Origin of the sequence: Aureimonas phyllosphaerae (genome assembly GCF_047943035.1) — a bacterium.
GTDB lineage: Bacteria > Pseudomonadota > Alphaproteobacteria > Rhizobiales > Rhizobiaceae > Aureimonas > Aureimonas phyllosphaerae.
On sequence record NZ_CP181348.1, the window covers coordinates 1,909,699 to 1,926,476 of the forward strand.

Below are 16,778 nucleotides of genomic sequence, written 5' to 3' on the forward strand. Positions count from 1 at the left end.
GCCTATTCGCTGCCGAAGCGTTCGATCGACCCTTGCGGGGCGACGGCGAAGTAGCGCTCGGAGAGAAGGTCCGAAATGTCCCGAAGATCGCGTGCCACGCGGGTGAGGAAGGCAGGCGTGATCTCGGCAGGCACGGCGGTCTCGAGACGCACGTGGAGGCGCGCGATGCGCCGCGCCGCCAGATCGAGGCTCTCGCCGGCATGGGTACCCGGCAGGTCCGCCATGGCGCGGCGCGCCGCGGCGACCTGATAGGCGACGGAGCGCGGGTTGAGGGGGTCGAGCAGGCAGAGATCGAGGACGGTCTCGGCATGGAGCTCGACCGAGAAGCGACGTCGGTAGGTGAGGCGGCTGTCGGTGAATTCGAGCAGCGCCTCGAAGACGCCTTCGCCGCCGGCGGCGAGGAAGTCGGCCGTCGCCGTCGCCGTCGCCTCGCCGCGCTCGATGCGGCGGCCGCACTGGAGGAAGCGCCAGCCGGAGAACTGGTACATGTTCTCTTCGACGAGACCGGAGAAGCCGGCGAGCCGCGTCAGAAGGCGGCCGGCCAGCGCCGGATGGTCGGCCGGGTCCTTGCGGCGGCGGGCCTCGTCGAGGAGTTCCACCACCTCGGCCAGGACGCGCCAGGCGTCGGGCGAGAAGCGGTCGCGGATGCGCGATGCGATGTCGAAGGCCGAGCGCGCGGCGCGATGAAGCCCGGCAAGCGGGTCGTCGTCGCGAACGCCGGACCGCTTGAGAAGCGCACGGCGCGCGGCGTCGACGGCGGTCTCGCGCTCTTCGCCGCGACGCTCCAGCGCCGCGCGCCAGAGACGGACCGCGACCTCGATGCGCTCGGCGCTGCGGCCGAGCCAGAACAGGTTGTCGGCCGCGCGCGCCGGAAGCGATCCCGGCAGGCGGCGGCGGAATTCGCGGCCGGAGCTCAGAAGGGTGATCGGCGCGTCCGGTTCGTCGCCGGGGATCCAGACATCCATCGAGCGCCCGCCCGCACCGATCGCGGGCGTCGCCTCGCCGCGGTGCGCCGCTCGCGCGAAGCCGCCGGGCATGACGTCCCAGCCCTCGCCCGAGCGCGCGAGGAAGACGCGCAGCGTGACGGGCTGGCCATCCATCGCGCCGTCCGCTTCGACGGGGACGCAGGAGAGGGGCGGGGACCTGCGGGCGACGAGGTGATCGGCATCCCCGCTGGCGGGAAGCCGGGCGACGGCCGGCTCGAGCATCTGTCCGGGAAAGGCGGAGCCGAGCGTCCAGCCGGGCTCGACGGCCGCGCGCGCGCGCGAAGCGGCGTCGCCGCACCAGAGCGTTTCGACCGAGCGAAGCGCCAGCGGCTCGCCGACGAGCCGCGTCGCCAAGGCGTCCTCGAAGGCGGCGAAGGCCGGCGTCTCCAGGATACCGGAGCCGAGCGCGTTGACGAGTTCGAGATGCCCGGCGCGCACGGCGCGAAGAAGGCCGGGCGTGCCGATGCGGGACTGCGAGAACAGCTCCAGCGGATCGGCATAATCGGCGTCGAGGCGGCGCCAGAGAACGCCGACCGGGCGCAGGCCATCGACAGTTCGCAGCTTGGCCCGGTCGCCCTGCACCACCAGATCGCCACCTTCGAGAAGGTGGAAACCGAGATAGCGGGCGAGATAGGCGTGTTCGAAATAGGTCTCGTTGAAGGGGCCGGGCGTCAGCAGCCCGACGCGGGCGCCGTCCTGGTCGTTCAGTCCCTCCAGCGTCTCGCGGAACCGCGCGAAGAAGCCGGCGAGGCGGCGCACGTGGAGCTGCCGCGCGAGATCGGGCAGGGCGCGCGAGGTCGCGACGCGGTTTTCCAGGGCGAAGCCTGCGCCCGAGGGGGCCTGCGCCCGGTCGCCGAGAACGCGCCACACGCCATCCGGCCCGCGCGCGAGATCGACCGCGATGAAGCGGATCAGCGGGTTCCCACGAAGGGCCTGTCGCGCCAGCGGGCGCAGGAACTCCGGATTGCGGCCGAGGAGACGGCCGGGAAGGATGCCTTCGCGCACCAGGGCCCGCTCGCCGTAGAGGTCGGCGAGGAGACGCTCCAGATAGGTCGCGCGCTGGCGCAGGGCCGCTTCGAGGCCGCGCCACTCCGTCGGGTCGATCACGAAGGGCGGAAAGGCGAGCGGCCATTGCCGCGCGCCGCCGTCCTCGCCCGCCCGGTAGTAGACGCCGGCTTCGCGCAGGTACTGCTCGGCGGCGCCGAACCGGGCCTCGCGCTCGGGCCGAGACAGGGCGGCGAGCGCGTCGACGATTGGCCGGTAGACCGGCCGCACGCTGCCATCGGGCGCCAGCATCTCGTCGTAGGCCCCGGCGACGGGGCGCCTCGGGGGCTCGACGGCCGCACCGAGCCGCCCCTGCGACTGCGACTGGCGCTGGGTTCCCTCAGTGCGCAAGCGAGGCGGGCCGCCGGAGGTCGAGCGTCGTCGGGAAGCTCGGATCGGGCATCTCGGACGCCGGCCGGAACGAACCCGGCGTATGGCCGATGTCCTCGAAGCGCGCGAGGCGCCGCGCCTCGGCCTCGTAGGCGTTGACCGGGAACGTGTCGTAGTTGCGCCCGCCGGGATGGGCGACGTGATAGACGCATCCCCCGAGCGAGCGTCCCGACCAGCGGTCGAAGATGTCGAAGGTCAGCGGTGCGTGGACCGGGATCGTTGGGTGGAGACCGGAGGCCGGCTGCCACGCCTTGAACCGCACGCCGCCCACCGCCGTCCCCGACTCGATGCCTGGGCTGAGCGGCACGGGACGCTGGTTGCAGGTGACGACATGGCGCGAGGGATCGAAGCCGGACAGCTTCACCTGAAGCCGCTCGACCGAGGAATCGACGAAGCGAACCGTGCCGCCGATCGCCCCCGTCTCGCCCATGACATGCCACGGCTCCAGCGCCTGGCGCAGTTCCAGCGACAGGCCACCCTCGCGGGTCACCTTGCCGCAGAACGGGAAGCGGAACTCCCATTGCGCCTCGAACCATTCGGACCGGACGGGATAGCCGGCAGCGGCAAGTTCATCGAGCACGGACAGGAAGTCGGCCCAGACGAATTCCGGCAGCATGAACCGATCGTGGAGCTGCGTTCCCCAGCGCGCGAAGCGGCCCGCCAGCGGCCGGCGCCAGAAGGCGGCGACCATCGCGCGGATCAGAAGCTGCTGGGCAAGGCTCATGCGCGCGTCCGGCGGCATCTCGAAGCCGCGGAACTCGACGAGCCCGAGCCGTCCGGTCGGCCCGTCCGGCGAGTAGAGCTTGTCGATGCAGATTTCGGATCGGTGGGTGTTGCCCGTCACGTCCACGAGGAGATTGCGGAACAGGCGGTCCACCAGCCAGGGCGGCGGCGCCGCGCCCTCGCCGGGGCCGGGAACCCGCGCCATGGCGATCTCGAGCTCGTAGAGCTGGTCGTGCCGCGCCTCGTCGATGCGCGGCGCCTGGCTGGTCGGGCCGATGAAGAGCCCGGAGAAGAGATAGGAGAGCGACGGGTGGCGCTGCCATTGCAGCACCAGCGACTTCAGAAGGTCGGGCCGGCGCAGGAACGGGGAATCGGCCGGCGTCGCGCCGCCGACCACGACGTGGTTGCCGCCGCCTGTGCCGGCATGGCGGCCGTCCACCATGAACTTGTCGGTGCCGAGCCTCGACTGGCGCGCCGCGTCGTAGACGGCGGTGGTGATCTCGACCGCCTCGCCCCACGATCGGGCAGGGTGGACGTTGACCTCGATGACGCCGGGATCGGGCGCGACGCGCACGACGTCGAGCCGCGGGTCGAACGGGGGCGCGTAGCCCTCGATGCGCACTGGTTGCCCAAGCGCGCGGGCCGCGTCCTCGATCGCGGCGAGAAGGTCGAGATAGGCCTCCACCGTTTCGAGCGGCGGCATGAAGACGTGGAGGATGCCATCGCGCGGCTCGATGCCGAGCGCGGTGCGCACGGCGCCCACGATCTCGTCGTCGGCCGACGCTTCCGGAGGCGTCCAGGTCGGCGGGTCCTGCTTGTCGATGCGCGCCAGAGCCTTCCCAAGCGCTTCGGGCTCGGGCAGCGGCGCGAAGGACTGCTGCGGGTCTGCCGGGTGGGTGTAGGGGTAGCGCGCCGGCGGCAGGTGGGCGAGCGAGGAGAGTGGCAGGCGATAGCCCATCGCGCTGTCGCCCGGCACTAGGAACACATGGCCGCGCCGCGTCGCCCAGCGCTCCGACATCCAGCGCCGGGGCAGGGCCTGCCACGCCTGCACGGGCAGCACCACGCCGACCGGCCGGCCGAGCCCCCGGTCGAACACCTTGGCGAGGCGCGAGCGCTCCTCGGCGTCCTCGAGGCGCGAGTCGCCGGGCGTCACGTTTTCGGGCAGCTTCGCCTCGCGGGCGATCCAGTAGGACGGGTCCTCGAAGGTTTTGAGCGCGTTCGCGGGATCGATGGCGAGCCGCTCGGCAACGCTGCGGATCAAGGTCTCGGCAGCCTCGACGGTGGCGCCGGCGGGCGGCGCGCCGTCGGCGGCGAGCAGCGCCGGGTCGCGCCAGATCGGCTTGCCGTCGCGCCGCCAGTAGATCGAATAGGTCCAGCGCGGCAGGGTTTCGCCGGGATACCACTTGCCCTGACCGTGGTGCAGGAAGCCGTTCGGCGCAAAGCGCGCCTGAAGGCGGCGGAGCAGCCCGTCGGCTAGCCCCGCCTTGGCCGGGCCGGTGGCGTCGGCGTTCCACTCCGCGCCCTCGAAGTCGTCGATCGACACGAAGGTCGGCTCGCCGCCCATCGTCAGTCGCACGTCCATCGCCCGCAGGTCCTCGTCGACCCGATGCCCTAGCGCGTCGAGCGCCTCCCAGCTCTCGTCGGAGAAGGGCTTGGAGACGCGCGGCGCCTCCGACACGCGTGTCACGCTCATGTCGAAGTCGAACTCGACGTCGGCCGGGTCGACGCCGCCGACGATCGGGGCGGCGGAGCGATAGTGCGGGGTCGCAGCAAGCGGCACGTGGCTCTCGCCGGTCATCAGGCCCGAGGTTGGATCGAAGCCGATCCAGCCGGCGCCCGGCACGTAGACCTCGACCCAGGCATGGAGGTCGCAGAAGTCGTGGCTCGTACCGGCCGGGCCGTCCAGCGCCACGAGGTCGGGCTTCAGCTGGATCAGGTAGCCGGAGACGAAGCGGGCCGCGAGGCCGAGGTGTCGGCACGCCTGGACGAGGAGCCAGGACGAGTCGCGGCAGGAGCCCGACGCCTTCTCCAGCGTCTCCTCCGGCGTCTGCACGCCCGGCTCCATACGGATCGTGTAGTCGACCGCCGCCTCAACCCGGCGGTTGAGGGCGACCAGGAAGTCGATCGTGCGCACGGGCGTCCGGTCGACGGAATGCAGGAAGGTCTGGAGCCGGGGGCCCGCCGCCTCGGTCTGGAGGTAGGGCTTCAGGTCGGTCGAAAGGTCGTCGCCATAGGCGAAGGGGTAGGTCTCGGCCCATTCCTCGACGAAGAAGTCGAACGGGTTGTAGACCGTCATGTCGGCGAGGAGATCGATTTCGATGCGCAGCTCGCGCGCCTTTTCGGGAAAGACGACGCGCGCCAGCCAGTTGCCGAACGGGTCCTGCTGCCAGTTGATGAAGTGCTCGGCCGGCTCGATCTTAAGCGAGTAGGCCGGCGTTCTCGTGCGCGAGTGCGGGGCCGGGCGCAGCCGGATCGTCTGGGGTCCCAGCGTGACCGGCCGGTCGTAGCGGTAATGGGTCAGGTGACGGAGCGCTGCGAGGATCGGCATCGGTTCCCGGACTCGACGAATGGATTCGACCACCCGCAGTCTATGCACAAGGTGCGCCGTCTGGAACTGCTGCAATGCGGCATGGCGCGATTTCCTCGATCGATCCGTCACTTCCGGTCACGGGAACCGTTTGGGCACGCCCGTGTTACCGCGCCACACCCGCCGACCGGCCGGCGGGGGCGCGAGGGATCCCCGATGAAGCTGTTCTCATGCCCGTCCTGTGATCAGGTCGTCTTCTTCAACAACGTTCGCTGCGAACGCTGCGGCCATGCCCTGGGCTACGAGCCGCGCACCAACCGCGTCCTGGCGCTGGAGCCCGCCGGAACCAACTTCGTGTCGGTCGGCCGCGGCAGCGACGGATCGCATTGGCGCTACTGCGACAACTACCAGTACGGCGTCTGCAACTGGCTGGTACCGGCCGACAGCTCCGAGCTTTACTGCCTCGCAGACCGGCACAACCTCATGGTGCCGGACCTGTCCAACCCCGACAACCAAGTGCTCTGGGCGAAGATGGAAGCGGCCAAGCACCGCCTGTTCTACACGCTCCTGCGCCTGCGCCTGCCGCTCTACACGCAGGCCGAACATCCGGAAGGGCTCGGGTTCAAGTTCCTGGCCGACGATCCGGCGAGCGGCGAGAAGGTGATGACGGGGCATGCCGACGGCGTGATCACCGTGGCGCTCGCCGAGGCCGACGACGCCGAGCGCGAGAAGCGCCGCACCGCGATGGGCGAGCCCTACCGCACGCTGCTCGGCCATTTCCGACACGAGGTCGGCCACTGGTACTGGGACATCCTGGTCCGCGACGGCGGTGCGCTCGACGAATGCCGGGCGATCTTCGGCGACGACCGCCAGGACTACGGCGAGGCACTGAAGACGCACTATGCCAACGGGCCGAAGCCGAACTGGCAGGAGGAGTATGTCTCGTCCTACGCCGCGGTGCACCCTTGGGAGGACTTCGCCGAGACCTGGGCGCACTATCTCCATATCGTGGATTCGCTGGAGGTCGCCGGTTCCTGGGGCATGACGATCCATCCGCGGCTCGACCGCGACGGCATCCTCACGACCGACCTCGACTTCAAGGTCTACGACGAGGCGACCACGATCGAGCAGATCAACGACGGCTGGCTCGCCGTCAGCCAGGCGCTGAACTCGATGAACCGTGCGATGGGCCTACAGGATCTCTACCCGTTCGTGCTGTCGCCCACGGTGATCGGCAAGCTCGGCTTCATCCACGACCTCGTGCACGGCCGCATCGGCCATGCTGCCCGGCCGGCCGAGCGCGCGGCGCCTGTCGAGCCCGTGCCCGCGGCGGGCGCCACGGCCTCGGCCGAACAGCCCGTCGCCGCCTGACGAGAGCCGCCACGACGCGGGGGTGCGATCCACTTATCCCGCTATGCAATAAAGCGTCGCCCGGCCCCTGCCGGACGGCGCCCACGCTCCACTTACCCACACGCTGGCCGGGCACCGAGGGGGATCCGGCGCGGCGTTCAGCGCGGGCGCCCGGCGTGCCCGCTCCCCCATCGACATGAGGCACAGCGGGCATGAGCGGCGGCGACACCTTCTCCTTCGACACAAGCTGGGGAGCACGCTACGCTCCCGAGGGCAGCCGGTTCCGTCTGTGGGCGCCGAGCGCCAAGAGCGTCGAACTGGCCGTGGCGGAAGTCGATTCCACCGAGCCCGACCATTTCCAGCCGCTGACGAAGTCGGACGACGGCTGGTGGGAAACGGTCGCGACCTCGATCGGGCCCGGCATGTCCTACGGCTACCGTCTGGACGGCGAGACGCTGGTCGCCGACCCCGCGGCGCGCGCCCAGTCCGGCGACGTGCACTGGCTGTCGCGTCTCGTCGACCCGCGCGCCCACCAGTGGCGCACCGCCGACTGGAAGGGGCGGCCGTGGCACGAATGCGTCTTCTACGAGCTTCATGTCGGCACCTTCACAGAGGAAGGTACGTTCGACGCTATCATCCCGAAGCTCGATTACCTGCGCGACGTCGGCATCACCGCGATCGAGCTCCTGCCCGTCGCCCAGTTCGGCGGCCAGCGCGGCTGGGGCTACGACGGCGTGCTCCTCTACTGCCCGCATCAGGTCTATGGCGGGCCGGAGGGGCTGAAGCGCCTCGTGGACGCCGCGCACGAGCGCGGCCTCATGGTCTTCCTCGACGTCGTCTACAACCACTTCGGGCCCGACGGAAACTACATCCCCACCTACATTCCGGAATTCTTCCATCAGGAGATCTCGACGCCCTGGGGCGCGGCAATCGCCTATGACGAGAAGCCGGTGCGCGACTTCATGATCGAGAACGCGCTCTACTGGATAACCGAGTACCGGATCGACGGCCTGCGGCTCGATGCGATCGACTCGATCAAGGACACGACCGACACCCCGCTCGTGAAGGAGCTCGCCGCGCGGGTGCGCGAGGTGATGTCGGACCGCCATGTCCACATCACCACCGAGGACGATCGCAACATCACCTGGCATATCGAGCGCGGCGAGGATGGCTCGATTCCGCTGGTATCGGGCGAATGGAACGACGACTTCCACCACACGGCCCATGTTCTCGCGACGGCCGAGCAGGAGTCCTACTACTCCGACTACACGCGCGAGACCGCCGCGCAGATGGCGCGTTCGCTCGCCACCGGCTTCGTGTTCCAGGGCGACATGTCGAAGCACCGCGACCGGGAGGTCGGCAACCCGTCGGCGCACCTGCCGCCGACGGCCTTCGTCAACTTCATCCAGAACCACGACCAGATCGGCAACCGGGCTTTCGGCGACCGCCTGCGCTCCCTCTCGTCGGCGCGCATCTACGACTGCGTGCAGGCGATCCTTCTCCTGTCGCCGCAGATCCCGCTGATGTTCCAGGGCGACGAGTTCGGCGACTGCAACTCCTTCTGCTTCTTCACCGATTTCGACGGCGAGTTGGCGAGCGCGGTCTCGCTGGGCCGCCGCAAGGAGTTCCGCAAGTTCGCCGCCTTCGAGGACGAGGAGGCGGCCGAGGTTTTCCCGGACCCGAACTCGGAGCGCACCTTCGAGATCTCGCGGATCGACTGGGATCTCGTCACCCGGCCGATCCAGCGCCGTCGCCTGCAGGTCACGACGAAGCTTCTGAAGCAGCGTCAGGACGTTCTGATGCCGCTGCTCGACGGCGCGCGCGGCGGCTGCGGCAAGTCGTTGGTGGACGGTCTCGGCTTCGTGGTATCCTGGGAACTGCAGCCCGGTCGCGTCTATCACCTCTTCGCCAATCTATCGGACGAGGCGTGGACCATCCCGGAAGCCCTCGACACGGCCAGATTGTCGGGCGCCGAGATCGTCTACGCCAACCACAAGCAGTCGCACGAGGAGCTCAGCGCCGGCCGCGTGCCGGCCATGACCGTCGTCTTCGCGCTCGCCGACGGGCAACTCTTCGGCGGGGTGCAGTGATGGCTGGTGTTCCGCTCGACGATCTCGCCGATAGCCACGGCATCCAGATCCGCTACAAGTCCGAGCTCGGCGAGGCCAAGGCGATCCCGGACGAGGCGAAGTCGGCGCTCCTGAAGGCGCTGAAGGTCGATCCCGCGTCTGGCGAGGCGGGGGCGTTCGGCGAGGCCGAGCACCGCCCGTCGCTCGCCTGTGCGCTGCCCGATGCCGCGCGCGCCAAGCGCTGGGGCGTGACGTGCCAGCTCTACGCGCTCCGTTCGGCCCGCAGCCTCGGGATCGGCGACTTCCAGGATCTCGGCCATCTCGCCGAGATCGCGGGTGCCGAGGGCGCGAGCTTCGTCGGCGTCAATCCGCTGCACGCTCTGTTCCTGTCGGACGCCGGACGCTACAGCCCCTACTCGCCCTCGACCCGGCGCTTCATCAATCCGTTCTATCTCGCGGTCGACGATCTCGCCGGCGGGGCGGAGGCGATCGCGAAGGCGCGCGAGAGCGACGCAGCCGCATTCGAGGCGCTCGGCGGCGATCTCGTCGACTATCCCGCCATGGGCCTTCTGAAGCACCGCCTCCTGCGTGCCGCCTTCGAGACGGCGCGCGGCGGGCTCGACGCGGACGAAAGCTTCCGCGCCTTTCAGGAGAAGGGCGGTCCGGCGCTCCGCGACTTCGCGCTGTTCGAGGCGATCTCCGCTCACATGCGGGGCGAGGGAGGCAGTGCCGGCTGGCACAACTGGCCGGAGGCCTTCCACAAGCGCTCGAGCGATGCCGTGAAGGCGTTCGAGGCGAGCCAGGCGGAGGACGTCCTCTTTCACGAGTGGCTGCAGTTCGAATGCGACCGGCAGCTCGGCGAGGCGCAGCGCCGCGCCAAGGCCGCCGGGATGGCGATCGGCCTTTATCTCGATTTCGCGGTCGGCGTGTCGCCGGATGGCGCCGAGACCTGGGCCGATCCCGAACTGACCGTGCGCGAGGCGCGCGTCGGCTCGCCGCCCGACATGTTCAACTCCGACGGACAGGACTGGGGGCTCGCGCCCCTGTCGCCGCGCGCCTTGGCCGAGCGCCACTATGCGCCGCTCGCCTCGGCCTACGCGGCGCTCATGGAGCATGCCGGGGCGATCCGCATCGACCACGCGATGGGCCTTGCGCGGCTCTGGTGGATCCCCGAGACCAGCCGCTCCAGCGGTGGCGGCTACGTGCGCTATCCGCTTGGCGAGATGGTGGACGCGCTTGCGCGCGTCTCGCAAGACAACCGGTGCCTCGTGATCGGCGAAGACCTCGGCACCGTGCCGGAAGGCTTCCGCGACGTGATGCACGACGCCAACATCCTCGCCTACAAGGTGCTCTACTTCGAGCGCTGGGACGACGGGCTGTTCAAGGCGACCGGCGAATATCCCGAGCGCTCGCTGGCCTGCGTCTCGACCCATGATCTCGCGACCCTCGCGGGCTGGTGGCGCGGCGCCGATATCAAGCTGCGCTCCGAGACCGGACGCCAGGACGAGGCGGCGACGGCGCGAGACCTCAAAGGCCGGGCGCGCGAGCGCATGACGCTGCTCGCGGCGCTCCAGCACGAGAACCTGCTGCCGCCCGAATGGCATGCGGCGGCGCGCGGCGAGGGGGACCTGCCGGCCGAGCTTGGACAGGATCTTGCGCTCGCCGTCCACCGTTTCGGCGCCCGCACCGGCTCGATGCTCTTTGCGGTTCAGGTCGAGGACATGGTTCTGGCCGAGCGCCAGCCCAACCTGCCCGGCACGATGGACGAATATCCCAACTGGCGCATCCGGTCCGACGTGGCCCTCGAGGACCTCGCCTCGGATGAACGCTTCCAGGCAATGGCGCGCGCGATGCGTCAGGAAAGACCGGAGACCGCATGAGCCGACCCCTTGTCGCCACCTACCGCCTTCAGTTCCGCGAGGGCACCGGCTTCGGGGAGGCCCGGGACCTGATCCCCTATCTCCAGACGCTCGGCGTCAGCCACCTCTACGCCTCGCCGATCTTCGCGGCTTCGCCCGGCTCGACGCACGGCTACGACGTCGTCGACTACAATCACTTCGAGGAAGACCTCGGGGGCGACAAGGGCTTCAACACGCTGTCGGACGCGCTGAGCGCCGCCGATCTCGGGCTGATCCTCGACTTCGTACCCAACCACATGGGCGTCTCGCCGGCCAACGCCTGGTGGGAAGACGTCCTGCGCTGGGGGCAGGACAGCCACTTCGCGCAGACCTTCGACATCTCGTGGGAGGCCGAGAAGATTCTCGTCCCGACCCTCGGCAAGCCCTATGGCGAGGCGCTGAAGGACGGCGACCTGTCGGTGGTCTACAACGAGGATCGCCGCGAGCTGCGTTTTTCGGCCGGCGGCTACGAGCTGCCACTCGATCCGCGCACGCTCAGCCACGTCTTCGCCTTCGTCGATCATCCCGAGCGCGACCGCATGGTGCGTCGCTTCTCGGCCGCCGTGCCCGCCGACGGCGAGGAACTGAACGAGCGTTTCGCCGAGCATGTGGCCGACCCCGCCTTTCTGGCGGCGCTGAAGGCCGGCGTCGCGGCGATCAACGCCGACAAGGACGCGCTCCACGCGCTGCACGAGGCGCAGGCCTGGCGCCTCGCATGGTGGCGGCTGGCGCGCGAGAAGCTGTCCTATCGCCGCTTCTTCGAGATCGCCGACCTGATCGGCGTCCGCCAGGAAATGCGCCGCGTCTTCCGCGAGTCGCACCGCACGATCCTGCGGCTGGCCCGCGAGCGTCGGCTCGACGGCATCCGCATCGACCATGTCGACGGCGTTGCCGACCCGAAGAACTATCTGGCCGATCTTCACCGCGCCTTCGAGACGATCGGGCGCGACGTGAAGATCCATGTCGAGAAGATCCTGACGGGTCCCGAGCGCCTGCGGCGCGACTGGAACATCGCTGGCACCACCGGCTACGAGTTCATCACGGCGCTCTCCGGCCTCTATGTCGATGCCTCCAGGGAGGAGGCGATGACCAAGGCCTATGCCGACTTCATCGGCACGGAGGAGGACCTCCGCCAGATGATCGTCGAGCAGAAGCGCCTGATCTTCAGCCACAATCTCGCGGGCGAACTCGCCTTCCTCACCGATACGGCGCTATCGGTCGCCGCGCGCGACCTCGACACGCGCGACTTCGGGCGCGACGCGATGATGCGCTCGATCGTCGAGGTCGCGGCCGCGCTACCGGTCTATCGCACCTATGCAAGCGTCGACGGGGTGCCGGAGCCCGACATCCAGGTGATCGACGACGCCGTGGCGCTTGCCCAATCCCGGCGCGAGGTCGAGGCCAACCGGCCGGTCGCCTTCGTCGGTCGGCTCCTGAAGCTCGATTTCGAGGACGGGCAGGACGTGACGGGCGCGCTCACCTTCGCCCGCCGCTTCCAGCAGACCACCGGCGCGGTCATGGCGAAGGCCGTCGAGGACACGACCTTCTACCGCTACAACCGCCTGATCGCCCTCAACGAGGTGGGCGGCGAGCCGGATCACTACGGCGCCGACGTGCCGGCCTTCCACCGCGAGATGGCGATCCGGCTGGAGGACCAGCCCGAAGGTCTGATTGCCTCCTCGACGCACGATACCAAGCGCGGCGAGGACGCCCGCGCACGCCAGTACACGATCAGCGAGGCGCCGGAGCGCTGGGCCGAGATCGCGGCGAAGGCGGCCGAGACGCTGGCGCCTTGGCGCAAGGACATCGGCGAGACCGGGGTCTCCCCCGACCCGGCGACCGAATGGGGCTTTTATCAGGCCCTCGTCGGCGTCATTCCCGCCGATTTCGACCCGGCCGACGGGGCGATGCGCAAGGAACTGTCGGACCGTCTCGCCGCCTTCGCCGAGAAGGCGGCGCGCGAGGCCAAGCGCTTCACGACCTGGACCGCGCCGGACGAGGCCTATGAGGGGGCGCTGAAAGGCTTTGTCGAAGCCGCCCTGTCGAAGAGCGGCAGCGGCGACTTCCTGGAGGCGTTCTGGCGCGACGTCCAGCCGTTCGTGGTGGCCGGTGCCCTGACCTCGCTGTCGCAGACGCTGGTGAAGCTGACCGCGCCCGGCGTGCCGGACATCTATCAGGGCACCGAGTTCTACGACCTCAGCCTGGTCGACCCCGACAACCGTCGCAAGATCGACTTCAAGGCCCGCGAGGCCGCGATGACCGACGGGCACGGCGTCGCCGAGGCGCTGCTGCACTGGCGGGACGGCCGGGTCAAGGCGAAGCTGACGGCTGCCGCCCTCAAGGCGCGCATCAAGGCGCCGGAGCTTTTCACGACGGGCAAGTACATGCCGCTCGAGGTGACGGGCGAGAAGCGGGACCACGTCCTCGCCTTCGCGCGCAGCGACCGGGAAGGGCGGTTCGCCGTCACGGTGGTGCCGCGCCTGGCGCTCGGCCTCCTCGGCGACCGGGCGGAGATGCCGATGCCCGATCCCGCTGCGTGGGGCGATACCGCTGTGCGGCTGCCGTCGCAGCTGTCGGGCGCTAGGTTCGAGGACATTCTCAACCTCAAGCCGGTGTCAGGCGCGGCGTCGCTGCCGCTCTCGCGCCTCTTGGCCGATCTGCCGGTCGCGCTATTGATAGCCGACTGAGAAAGCCCGGCGGCGACCGCTGCCGCGCCGGCCCTCGCATCCGCCTGATCTGGAAGGAACGCCCATGCCGATCCGCACCGTCGTCTGGAACGAGTTCCTCCACGAGAACGAGAACGAGGCCGTGCGGTCGATTTATCCGCACGGCATCCATCGCACCATCGCCGACGCGCTGTCGCGCGACGGCGGGATCGACGCGACGACCGCCACGCTCGAGGAGCCCGAGCACGGCCTGCCGCAGTCGCGGCTCGACGAGACCGACGTCCTCATCTGGTGGGGACACAAGGCGCATGGCCGAGTCTCCGACGAGATCGTCGATCGCGTGCAGCAGCGGGTGAACGAGGGTATGGGACTCCTTGTCCTCCATTCCGGCCACTTCTCGAAGATCTTCAAGCGGATGATGGGAACGCCCTGTTCGTTGCGCTGGCGCGAGGCGGGCGAGCGGGAGCGGCTCTGGGTGATCAACCCGTCGCACCCGATCGCGCAAGGCATCGACAAGGCGATCGAGCTTCCGAACTCCGAGATGTACGGCGAACCGTTCCTGGTGCCCGAGCCGCTCGAGACGGTGTTCGTCTCCTGGTTCGAGGGCGGCGAGGTCTTCCGCTCGGGGCTGACCTACCAGCGCGGTGCCGGGCGGATCTTCTACTTCGAGCCCGGCCACGAGACCTATCCGATCTACCATGACGCGCAGGTCCAGACCGTGCTGCGCAACGCGGTGCACTGGGCCAACAACCCCGCGAGGCCCTGGAAGGACGTCTCCAACGCGCCGAACGTGCCGATCGACGCGGCGCGCGAGCGGATCGTCAAGAAGGGCCTGTCGCTGCACCAGGCCGGGGAGGAGGGCTTCCGGTGAGCGGAGACAAGCGGATCCTGATTCTGGGCACGGGGTCGATCGCCCATCGCCATGCCGAGCATTTCGCCACCATTCCCGGATGCCGACTGGCGGCCGCCGTCGACACCAACGAGGTGCGCGCCCGCGCCTTCGCCGAAGAACATGCGATTCCCGAAGCCTTCGGCTCGCTCGACGACGCGATCGCATGGGGCGCCTTCGACGCCGCCGTGAACTCGACACCGGACGGCGCGCACAAGGCCACCAGCCTCAAGCTGATCGCGGCCGGCAAGCCGGTCTTCTGCGAGAAGCCGCTGGCGGTGAACTACCCGGATGCCATCGAGATGACGGACGCCGCCGAGAGCGCCGGCCTCGTCAACATGGTCAATCTCACCTATCGCAACGCCCATGCGATCCAGATGGCGCGGCGGCTGGTGGAGGATGGCCGGATCGGCACCATCCGCCACTTCGAGGCGAGCTACCTCCAGAGCTGGCTGACGAGCCCGCACTGGGGGGACTGGCGAACCGATGAGCGCTGGCTCTGGCGCCTGTCCTCGCAGCACGGCTCGAAAGGGGTGCTCGGCGACATCGGCATCCACATCCTCGACTTCGCCTGCTTCGGCACGACGCTTAGCGTCGCCGCGCTTCAGGCGCGCATGAAGACCTACGACAAGGCCGAGGGCGGGGCGATCGGGGCCTATACGCTCGACGTCAACGACAGCGTCGCGATGACGGTCGAGATGGAGAACGGCGCGCTCGGTACCGTCCATATGACGCGCTATGCCACCGGCAATCTCAACGATCTGAATCTTGCGATCTACGGCGAGAGGGGTGCGCTGCGCATCTGGGCGAACCACAAGGACTCGCGGCTCGAGGCGTGTCTCGGCGCGGACATCGAGACGCAGACCTGGCGCCCCGTGGAATGCCCGGTCACGCCGCGCAACGAGCATCGCTTCGCCATGGCGCTGATGACCGGCGAGAACGGCCAGCCGGACTTCCGGCACGCCGCCGAGATCCAGAAGCTTCTCGATCTCTGCTTCGTCTCGGACCGGGAAGGGCGCTGGCTCCAAGCGCTCTGAGCGGCACGCTTCGCTGAGCTGCAACACCTCCGCATTTCTTTTGGCCGACATGCCGTTTCCATGCTTTCGCCGCAATGACGGCGGGGCACGAAGCGTCATCACGCGTCATGCCGCTCGGTAAGAGAAGATGATCGGAATCAGGCATTTGGCGGCGTTGTCGCAGCCGAGATAAACGGACTATCAACCGTCATGCGCGATGTTGCGCATGCCGACCGCCTCAACACGAAAACGCGCCCTACGGGGCAGATGATCGCCAGATCGCGACGCCGGCTCGTCCCTGTTCCCGCACCCTCGAAGCCGCACTGCGATGCATACCGGAATCCTTCTCGCCTTCCTGGCCTATCTCGCCTATTCCTGCTCGGACGCCGCCGCCAAGGCCCTCGGCTCCTCCTCGATGCCGGTCTTCGAAATCGGCTTCTTCATCTCCCTCTTCGCCCTGTTCCCGGCGCTCCTGTCGAAGCGCCCCGAGGACACATGGCGCTCGATCGTGACGCCGAAGCGCCCCTGGCTGGTGCTGGCGCGCATGGCGACCGGCACGATCGGCGGCATGACGGCGACCTACGCGTTCGTCTCGCTGCCGCTGGCCGAGGCCTACGCGCTGATCTTCCTCCTGCCGGTCTTCGTCGCCATGCTTTCGGCGATCTTCCTGAAGGAGGTCGTCGGGCTCGGGCGCTGGGCGTCGCTCCTCGGCGGTCTGGCCGGCGTCCTCCTCGTCGTGCGTCCGGGCTTCAACGCCCTGTCGCTCGGGCATCTGGCGGCGCTGGCCTGCGCCTTCGTCGGCGCGCTGACGGTCATCATCCTGCGCACGCTCGGACCCACCGAGAAGCGCCTGACGCTGGTCGGCGCCGTGCTCCTGGCGGCAGTCTGCGTCAATGGCCTCGCGATGATCCCGCATTTCGTCGTGCCGACGGTGCGCGACATGCCAATCCTCGTGTTCGGCGGCCTCTGCGCCGGCATCGGTCACATCGCGATCGTCATGGCGGCCCGCGTCACGCAGGCGAGCCAGATCGCGCCGACGCAGTATAGCCAGATCGTCTGGGCTGCGGTGCTCGGCGCCCTGTTCTTCGGCGAAGTGCCCGATCCGATCGCGGTCGCTGGCATGGCGCTCGTCGGCTTCTGCGGCCTGTCGACGCTGGGTGGCGGGTCCACGAGCGCGACGCCCGCCCGCAGCTGGCGAGCCCGGTTGCTGCGCGCCTGAT

At 69.2% G+C, this 16,778-nt stretch carries 9 protein-coding genes; 7 read left to right on the top strand and 2 right to left on the bottom strand.

The window, feature by feature from the left end; translation table 11 throughout:
* Positions 1-2: 2 nt before the first annotated feature.
* Both ACLNGM_RS08895 and ACLNGM_RS08900 read right to left on the bottom strand, forming a co-directional pair.
* Positions 3-2,381 (bottom strand): circularly permuted type 2 ATP-grasp protein, encoded by a 2,379-nt coding sequence (locus tag ACLNGM_RS08895; RefSeq protein WP_416358026.1) that lies wholly within the window; start codon positions 2,379-2,381, stop codon positions 3-5.
* Positions 2,371-5,691 carry a DUF2126 domain-containing protein gene (locus tag ACLNGM_RS08900; RefSeq protein WP_416358027.1) on the bottom strand — a complete coding sequence of 1,107 codons (3,321 nt, stop codon included), beginning with the start codon at positions 5,689-5,691 and terminating at the stop codon, positions 2,371-2,373. The genes ACLNGM_RS08895 and ACLNGM_RS08900 overlap by 11 nt, the downstream gene beginning before the upstream one ends.
* Before the next feature lie 195 nt (positions 5,692-5,886).
* On the opposite strand from ACLNGM_RS08900, the gene ACLNGM_RS08905 reads away from it, so the two are divergent.
* The 7 genes from ACLNGM_RS08905 (at position 5,887) to ACLNGM_RS08935 (ending at position 16,777) form a co-directional block, all read left to right on the top strand.
* The gene (locus tag ACLNGM_RS08905; RefSeq protein WP_416358028.1) at positions 5,887-7,041 is read left to right on the top strand and encodes a zinc-binding metallopeptidase family protein; all 1,155 of its coding nucleotides are present in this window, start codon (positions 5,887-5,889) and stop codon (positions 7,039-7,041) included.
* Positions 7,042-7,232: 191 nt separating this feature from the next.
* Positions 7,233-9,110, top strand: coding sequence for a malto-oligosyltrehalose trehalohydrolase (gene treZ / locus ACLNGM_RS08910; RefSeq protein WP_416358029.1), 1,878 nt, complete (start codon positions 7,233-7,235; stop codon positions 9,108-9,110).
* Positions 9,110-10,969, top strand: coding sequence for a 4-alpha-glucanotransferase (gene malQ / locus ACLNGM_RS08915; RefSeq protein ID WP_416358030.1), 1,860 nt, complete (start codon positions 9,110-9,112; stop codon positions 10,967-10,969). The genes treZ and malQ overlap by 1 nt, the downstream gene beginning before the upstream one ends.
* Complete coding sequence (gene treY, locus ACLNGM_RS08920; RefSeq protein ID WP_416358031.1) at positions 10,966-13,674, top strand: malto-oligosyltrehalose synthase; 2,709 nt, start codon at positions 10,966-10,968, stop codon at positions 13,672-13,674. Before malQ ends, treY begins: the two co-directional genes overlap by 4 nt.
* Before the next feature lie 64 nt (positions 13,675-13,738).
* Positions 13,739-14,524: a ThuA domain-containing protein gene (locus ACLNGM_RS08925; protein WP_416358032.1), complete on the top strand. Its 786-nt coding sequence runs from the start codon at positions 13,739-13,741 to the stop codon at positions 14,522-14,524.
* Positions 14,521-15,579, top strand: coding sequence for a Gfo/Idh/MocA family protein (locus tag ACLNGM_RS08930; RefSeq protein WP_416358033.1), 1,059 nt, complete (start codon positions 14,521-14,523; stop codon positions 15,577-15,579). The genes ACLNGM_RS08925 and ACLNGM_RS08930 overlap by 4 nt, the downstream gene beginning before the upstream one ends.
* Before the next feature lie 307 nt (positions 15,580-15,886).
* Positions 15,887-16,777: a DMT family transporter gene (locus tag ACLNGM_RS08935; protein WP_416358034.1), complete on the top strand. Its 891-nt coding sequence runs from the start codon at positions 15,887-15,889 to the stop codon at positions 16,775-16,777.
* The last annotated feature ends 1 nt before the right edge of the window (position 16,778 follow it).

Excerpts from the sequence above, each read along its gene's own strand:
- ACLNGM_RS08935 (WP_416358034.1), top strand. The coding sequence starts at position 15,887 with ATGCATACCGGAATCCTTCTCGCCTTCCTGGCCTATCTCGCCTATTCC.
- ACLNGM_RS08925 (WP_416358032.1), top strand. The coding sequence starts at position 13,739 with ATGCCGATCCGCACCGTCGTCTGGAACGAGTTCCTCCACGAGAACGAG.
- treZ (WP_416358029.1), top strand. The coding sequence starts at position 7,233 with ATGAGCGGCGGCGACACCTTCTCCTTCGACACAAGCTGGGGAGCACGC.
- treY (WP_416358031.1), top strand. The coding sequence starts at position 10,966 with ATGAGCCGACCCCTTGTCGCCACCTACCGCCTTCAGTTCCGCGAGGGC.
- malQ (WP_416358030.1), top strand. The coding sequence starts at position 9,110 with ATGGCTGGTGTTCCGCTCGACGATCTCGCCGATAGCCACGGCATCCAG.
- ACLNGM_RS08905 (WP_416358028.1), top strand. The coding sequence starts at position 5,887 with ATGAAGCTGTTCTCATGCCCGTCCTGTGATCAGGTCGTCTTCTTCAAC.
- ACLNGM_RS08900 (WP_416358027.1), bottom strand. The coding sequence starts at position 5,691 with ATGCCGATCCTCGCAGCGCTCCGTCACCTGACCCATTACCGCTACGAC.